Source organism: Sphingomonas sp. CCH5-D11, assembly GCF_001557395.1.
Taxonomy (GTDB): domain Bacteria; phylum Pseudomonadota; class Alphaproteobacteria; order Sphingomonadales; family Sphingomonadaceae; genus Sphingomonas.
The window spans coordinates 1-6227 of the sequence record NZ_LSKH01000342.1 but is presented as its reverse complement, the minus strand read 5'-3'; the positions used below and the strand labels follow the sequence as shown (position 1 = coordinate 6227).

Below are 6227 nucleotides of genomic sequence, written 5' to 3'. Positions count from 1 at the left end.
GGCGGTGACATATTCGCGGGCGAACCCGTCGGCGCCATCGCCCGGCACGTCACCCATCACTTCGCGTGCCGGCTCGCCATCCATCCAGTGCGGGAAGAAGGTAGAGACGACCTTGTCGCCAACGGCGAACTCGCTGACGCCCTCGCCAACCTCGACCACCTCACCGGCGCCGTCCGACATGGGAATGCGGCCGTCGGGGGTCGGGATCATGCCGGTAACCACGGCATAATCGTGAAAGTTCAGCGAGCTGGCACCGACGCGGACCAGGATCTCGCCGCGTCCGGGCGCCTGCCGCTCGGTGTCGGTTACCTGCAGCCGGTCAAGCCCGCCCGGCTTCTGCAACTGGATCGTGCGCATCTATCTCTCCCCTTGGCGCTGATGGCCGTTGGAGAAAGGCGTAGATGGCGCGCACCGGCGGCGCAACGGGAATTAAGTCGGGCGGATTAAAGCCGTGCTTGGCCGCGCCGTCCGCTTCCGATCAGGGAGGCGGAATGGCGCGGACGTGTCAGCGACGCTCGTTGTTGCCGCGGCGCGGACCACCGCCACGCTGGCGCGCTCCGGTCGGGCGCGGCGCATATTGGCGCGTGCCGGACGGTGCGCGGACCGGGCCCGGCGCATTGTCCGACGGCTCGATCAGCACGTCATCATCGGCGCTCGCCGTCTTTGCCACGGCAGCCATGAACTTGTTCGCAAGGGCGCGCGGCACCTGGAACGCCGTCTCGTTCGGGCCGATGCGGATCGCGCCCACATCATTCTTGGTCAGGTTGCCGCGACGGCAGATCAGCGGCAGGATCCAGCGCGGATCGGCATTCTGGCGGCGGCCAAGGTTCATGCGGAACCACAGGACGTCATCGAAGCCTGGCCGATGCTTTTCACGCTGCGCCGCGCGATGCGCCTCCGGCGTGGCGGCGATAATCTCTTCCGGCTCCGGCATGGCGGCGCGATAGGCGCGGACCAGCGCGGCGGCGATATCCTCGGGGCTCTTTTCGCCGATCAGCTTCGCCGCGAGTGCGCGGTCCTCCTCGTCCACCTCGACGGGGGCAAGGAGCTGCGACAGCAAGCGATCGCGATCCTTGGCGCGCACGTCCTCCGGCGTGGGTGCGGACATCCATTCGACCGGAATCTTGGCGTTGCGCAGCATGGATTCGGCCCAGCGACGGCGCTGATAGGGAACGATCAGCACGGCTGTCCCCTTCTTGCCGGCGCGACCCGTACGGCCGGAGCGGTGCTGCAGCGTCTCCCCATCGCGCGGCAGCTCGACGTGAATGACGAGGCTCAGGCTGGGCAGATCGATGCCGCGCGCCGCCACGTCGGTCGCAACGCAGACGCGGGCGCGCCGGTCACGCAGCGCCTGAAGCGCGGCGTTGCGCTCATTCTGGCTATGCTCGCCCGATAGCGCGACCGCCGCAAAGCCACGTTCGACGAGGCTAGCGTGCAGGTGGCGGACATTGTCGCGCGTGGCGCAGAACAGGATCGCCGTTTCCGCCTCATGCAGGCGGAGCAGGTTGATCACGGCGTGTTCGATGTCCGACGGGCTGACCGCGACCGCCTGATAGCTGATGTCACCATGGCCGCGATCCTCCTCCACGGTGGAGATGCGGAGCGCGTCCTTCTGATACCGCTTGGCAAGCTGAACGATCGGCTTCGGCATGGTGGCCGAGAACAGAAGCGTGCGACGGGTGTCGGGCGTACCGTCGAGGATCTCCTCCAGATCCTCGCGGAAGCCCATGTCGAGCATCTCGTCCGCCTCGTCGAGCACCGCGACCTTAAGCGCCGATAGCTCCAGCGCGCCGCGCTCTAGGTGGTCGCGCAAACGGCCGGGCGTGCCGACGACGATGTGCGCGCCGTGATTCAGGTTGCGGCGTTCCTTGCTGGCATCCATGCCGCCGACGCAAGTGACGATGCGCGCGCCCGTCGGACCGTAGAGCCAGATAAGCTCCCGGCTGACCTGGAGCGCGAGTTCGCGCGTCGGCGCGATGACCAGCGCGTGCGGCTCACGCGAGGGGATGATGCGGTTATCGTCGCCCAACAGCTCCGCCGCCATGGCCATGCCGAAGGCAACGGTCTTGCCCGAGCCGGTCCGGGCCGACACGATGAGATCCCGCCCCGCAGCGTCCGGTTCGATAACGGCGGCCTGGACAGGAGTGGGCGCCTGATAGCCACGCTCGGCGAGCGCACCGGCGAGCGGCGCGGGTAGAATGTCAAATGTCATGATCGGGCCCTAGATGGCCCATCTGGCGCACACTGCAACCCTGATTGTGGATGAACGTGGCGAACCGTTGCCCGCTTGCATCAAAAAAGCGGCTTCGACTCGCTGGCCGTGCTGTGGCGGCGGCGCGTGATTGCACGGAATGGCCCCCGCGGCGTTCACCGCCGTGCCCGGCCTCAGCCGTCGAGAATGGAGTCGATCGCGGCTGCAAGTTCCAGGTCGCGTTCGGAGAGGCCGCCGGCGTCATGCGTAGTCAACGTGATTTCCACCCGGTTCCAGACGTTGGTCCACTCTGGATGGTGATCCGCACGCTCCGCGATCAGCGCAACCTGAGTCATAAAGCCGAACGCCTCGGCGAAATCGGTAAAAACGATGGTGCGGGTGATCGCATCGCGCCCCTCGTCGTAATCCCAGTCGGCCAGGCTATCGAGTGCATCGGCCCGTTCGGCTTCGCTCAGTTGATCGACCACAATCCGTATCCTTCCGACATGCTTGTCGCGTGGGAGGGCCAACGCCTATGGCGGTCGTGATGAGCGGACAAGACCTTCCCGGCGAACCGCCCTCGCTGGCGGCGATCGAGCGCCACGCGCGGCATGTGATCGCGCGCCTGCCCGAGGCATTCCGCGCGCATCTGGGCGACGTGGTGCTTCTGGTCGAGGAAGAGGCGGATGCCGAAACGCTCGCGAGCGTCGGGCTGGAGCATCCGCTGGAGCTGACGGGCGTGTATCACGGCCGGCCGATCGGCGACAAATCCGCATTCGACTCCGGCGCGATGCCCGATCGTATCCACCTGTACCGGCAGGCCATCCTGGCCGAATGGTGCGAGACCGGCGTGCGGCTGGACGATCTGGTGGCGCATGTCACCATTCATGAGATCGGCCATCATTTCGGGCTCAGCGACGATGACATGCACGCGCTAGAGGACGCGGTGGCGGATTGAGCGCGGCGCTGGCGCTGACGGATCTGGCGTGCCGGCGCGGCGGGCGGCTGCTGTTCGCCGGCCTGTCGCTCCATGTCGCCCCGGGTGGTGCATTGGTAGTGACGGGCGCCAACGGCTGCGGCAAATCGAGCCTGTTGCGCGTGATCGCCGGATTGCTGCCGCCGTTCGCGGGCGCGTTGGAGGTGAGCGGGCGGATCGCGCTGCTGGGCGAAGCGAGCGCGCTGGACGCGGATCGCCCGCTGGGTGCGGCGCTCAACTTCTGGGCGAAGCTGGACGGGCTGACAGATCCGGCCGCGCGTGTCGCAACCGCCCTCGCCGACATGGCGCTGGCGGATATCGCCGATGTGCCCGTCCGATTGCTGTCGACCGGGCAGCGGCGGCGCGCTGCCATGGCGCGGGTCATCGCCAGCGGTGTGGATCTGTGGCTGCTGGACGAGCCTGCCACCGGGCTGGATACCGCTTCCGTCGCGCTGCTTGAAGAAACGGTCGGGCGGCATCGCAATAATGGTGGGCTGGCGATTATCGCGACTCACCAGCCGCTCGACGCGCCGAATGCGGCGACGGTCGACCTGGCCGCTTATCGCGCGGTGGCGGCATGATCGCGCTGGTTCTGCGTGACGTGCGTCGCGGCTATGGCAGCGGCGGTGCCACCCTGACACTCGGTTTCTTTCTGCTCGTCGCGATCCTGTTTCCCTTTGCGATCGGGCCTGATGCCAAGCTGCTCGCGCGTGTGGGGGGGGGCGTGATCTGGGCGGCGGCGCTGCTGGCGGCGCTGCTGCCCGTGGAGCGGCTGATCGCGCCCGATCTGGAGGGCGGGATATTCGATCAACTGGCGGTGCGTGGCCATCCGTTGCCGATCGTGGCGGCGGCAAAGATTGCTGGGCATTGGATCGCCTTCGCCCCGCCGGTTATCGGAGCGGCGCTGCTGTCGGCGGCGTTGCTGGGGCTGGAGCCAAGCACAACCGTGACGGTGCTGGCCGGACTGGCGATCGGCACGCCCGGGCTGGCAGCGTTGGCGGTCGCGACGGGCGCACTGACAGCGGGGCTGCGCGGCGCGGGCGCCATCGCCGGGCTGGTGCTGCTGCCGCTCGCCATTCCGCTGCTGATCTTCGGCGCAGGCGCGATCGACAGCGGGCCGGGCGGGCTGAAGCTGCTTGGCGCGGTCAGCCTGCTGCTGGTGGCAGGAGCACCGTTCGTCAGCGCGGCGGCCATTCGAATTGGCATGGAATAGCCGCCACGCCTGAGCGTCAGAGCACGACATCGGCCTGAACGAGAGTCTGTTGTCGACCGCAACCAATGACGCCCGCCATCGCCAAAGCGCAATTTGGGTGCAGTATCCGCGAGCTCAGCGCAGCGGCTTTCCGCTGTCCCTCCAACGATCAAGGATCTGCGAGTCCGGGAGGCTGTTCTCAGCGGGTGGGGCGGTGGCGACCGGCGCGCCGCTTTCCTGAAGACGCGGCTGAAGCGCAGGCGCGACGGTGATAGCGGCAGCAGCGCTGGCGCTGGACGGCGCCACGGCAACCGCGTGGTTCAGGGCGATGACCGGCGCAATGCTGCGAACGGGCGGACCGGGCAAGGGCTCGCCGCCGGCATAAGGCTGGTGAAAGGCGGCGGCAGTGCCCCATACGCCTTTCCAGCGGTGGAAGAAGTGCGCGCCGATCGCGTCTGTCATCACCAGCGAACGGTTCCACACAGGCGTCACGGCATAAGTGTGGTAGTGCGTCGCCAGCCCAACGGGCGCAAAGACATAGCCGGCGAGCGCCGCCGCTGCCATTCGTGCGGCGCGTGCCCAGCCGGCGCGGGAAGGCGTGCGCGCCATCGCGCCGTCACAGGCAAAGCTGAACTGGCAACCGCTAACGCGCTCCGCCCCCTGGTACACCACGCCGCAGACCGTTGCGGGAAAGGCGGGATGGCGCACCCGGTTGAGCACGACCTGCGCCACCGCACGTTGGCCTGCGTCGGACTCGGATGCGGCCTCGTAATAAATGGCGGCGGTCAGGCATTCCGACGCACGAGCGCGATCAAGCGCCGTGCCGCCGCGCATCTCGAAGGGGCGTGCGGCAACAATCCCGGTTGCGGCGCCCGAGAGGCCGCGCATCTCCGCCGGTAGCGGAGGCAATGTGGCGGTGCCGGTAGCACCGTCGCCCGGCGACGCGAGGAATGCTGTATCCAGGTCATTAGCGTGCGAAGCGGGTAAGGCGAGGATGTCCGCCCGCCCGGATGTGGTGAACGCATCCCGGTCGACGAGCATCAGCGCGCCAAGCACGATCACCGAAATGACGGCGACGATCGGCAACGCGATCGCCGCAGCCTGACGCCATGCACGCAGGCGAGCCGGACCGCGCATCCGGCGAAGCGAAGCGCGCTCGCTCGGATGCAGCGCGAAGGTCATGGCCCAGCCCTTTTCACGTACGGCGGAATCACCGTTCGCGCGCCCATTTAGTGCATCAGTCAGGCTATTTCGCGTGCCAAATCAGCACTGTCCAAGGATCGGACGAAATTGGGTTAACGCGGCGGCCGGCTCACCCGGCGACTTCACTTCGGTTCGGTGGGAGGCGGCGACGCGGAGTTGCTGAGCATGTTCTGGCTCGGATCGTTAGGGTCAGTGCCTGTGGTCGTTGCGGGATCCATTTGGGTGGAATTGGCAGGAGTGCTGCCATTGCTCATGATGTTGCCTTCCTGCGATGCGGATGGATCGGCAACCTGGGCGAGCGCCGCCGTGGAAAGCGCGATCAGCGCTGCACTGACGGTGGTGGCGAGACGCATTTACTTTGGTCCTTGGTCATGATTGCGGGACTGCGGCCGGAGACGGGGTAGGCGGGGGCGAACTGGCAGGTGAGGCGCCCGAGCCAAGGCGCTGAACACCGGCGGGCCCATCCACCATCGTAGAGGAGGGGGGCGGAACGCGGCGCGCGGCGGCCTCGCGTGCGGCCTGTTCGGCGCGGAGCCGGTCGGTTTCGGCCTGAACGCCAGCCTGCGCCGGCCTGCCGGTCTGCAAAGCCCGGTCGATTGCGTTGGGTTCCATTCCGCGCGACAGGCGGTCGGCGACCTGCGCGCTGGCGCTAGTTCCGCTGAAGG

Annotated in this window: 8 protein-coding genes and 1 pseudogene; 3 read left to right on the top strand and 6 right to left on the bottom strand. The window is 67.7% G+C overall.

Translation table 11 applies throughout. The features are described from left to right. From AX702_RS20760 to AX702_RS20750, 3 genes are all read right to left on the bottom strand, one after another. On the bottom strand, positions 1-357 hold a 357-nt coding region (locus AX702_RS20760; protein WP_156455617.1), incomplete at its 3' end, for an alcohol dehydrogenase catalytic domain-containing protein. 148 nt (positions 358-505) lie between these two features. After that, a complete protein-coding gene (locus AX702_RS20755) occupies positions 506-2212 on the bottom strand; it encodes a DEAD/DEAH box helicase (protein ID WP_066782253.1) in 1707 nt (568 codons plus the stop codon). A 173-nt stretch (positions 2213-2385) separates the two neighbouring features. Next, entirely contained in the window at positions 2386-2682 is a 297-nt protein-coding gene (locus tag AX702_RS20750) for a 4a-hydroxytetrahydrobiopterin dehydratase (RefSeq protein WP_177179146.1), read from the bottom strand. A gap of 56 nt (positions 2683-2738) precedes the next feature. Between AX702_RS20750 and AX702_RS20745 the strand changes: the two genes are divergently transcribed. Genes AX702_RS20745 through AX702_RS20735 form a run of 3 tightly spaced genes read left to right on the top strand, consistent with a single transcriptional unit; the run spans position 2739 to position 4380 of the window. Further along, complete coding sequence (locus AX702_RS20745; protein ID WP_443026317.1) at positions 2739-3149, top strand: metallopeptidase family protein; 411 nt, start codon at positions 2739-2741, stop codon at positions 3147-3149. Then, positions 3146-3748 (top strand): heme ABC exporter ATP-binding protein CcmA, encoded by a 603-nt coding sequence (gene ccmA / locus AX702_RS20740; protein ID WP_066782250.1) that lies wholly within the window; start codon positions 3146-3148, stop codon positions 3746-3748. The genes AX702_RS20745 and ccmA overlap by 4 nt, the downstream gene beginning before the upstream one ends. Then, on the top strand, positions 3745-4380 hold the full coding sequence (locus tag AX702_RS20735) for a heme exporter protein CcmB (RefSeq protein ID WP_066782249.1): 636 nt from the start codon (positions 3745-3747) through the stop codon (positions 4378-4380). The genes ccmA and AX702_RS20735 overlap by 4 nt, the downstream gene beginning before the upstream one ends. Positions 4381-4494: 114 nt before the next feature. Here AX702_RS20735 and AX702_RS20730 read toward each other — a convergent pair whose 3' ends face one another. The 3 genes and pseudogenes from AX702_RS20730 to AX702_RS23100 form a co-directional block, all read right to left on the bottom strand. After that, positions 4495-5541 (bottom strand): cell wall hydrolase, encoded by a 1047-nt coding sequence (locus tag AX702_RS20730; RefSeq protein WP_231731990.1) that lies wholly within the window; start codon positions 5539-5541, stop codon positions 4495-4497. A 143-nt stretch (positions 5542-5684) separates the two neighbouring features. Further along, positions 5685-5915, bottom strand: a complete 231-nt coding sequence (locus AX702_RS20725) for a hypothetical protein (RefSeq protein WP_066782248.1) — start codon at positions 5913-5915, stop codon at positions 5685-5687. Positions 5916-5931: 16 nt separating this feature from the next. Further along, positions 5932-6227 (bottom strand): annotated as a pseudogene (locus AX702_RS23100) (hypothetical protein); the annotation flags it as partial.

What these genes read in the sequence shown, in the direction of transcription:
- AX702_RS20755 (WP_066782253.1), bottom strand. Translation starts at nt 2,212, where the DNA reads ATGACATTTGACATTCTACCCGCGCCGCTCGCCGGTGCGCTCGCCGAG.
- AX702_RS20735 (WP_066782249.1), top strand. Translation starts at nt 3,745, where the DNA reads ATGATCGCGCTGGTTCTGCGTGACGTGCGTCGCGGCTATGGCAGCGGC.
- AX702_RS20725 (WP_066782248.1), bottom strand. Translation starts at nt 5,915, where the DNA reads ATGCGTCTCGCCACCACCGTCAGTGCAGCGCTGATCGCGCTTTCCACG.
- AX702_RS20730 (WP_231731990.1), bottom strand. Translation starts at nt 5,541, where the DNA reads ATGACCTTCGCGCTGCATCCGAGCGAGCGCGCTTCGCTTCGCCGGATG.
- AX702_RS20745 (WP_443026317.1), top strand. Translation starts at nt 2,739, where the DNA reads ATGAGCGGACAAGACCTTCCCGGCGAACCGCCCTCGCTGGCGGCGATC.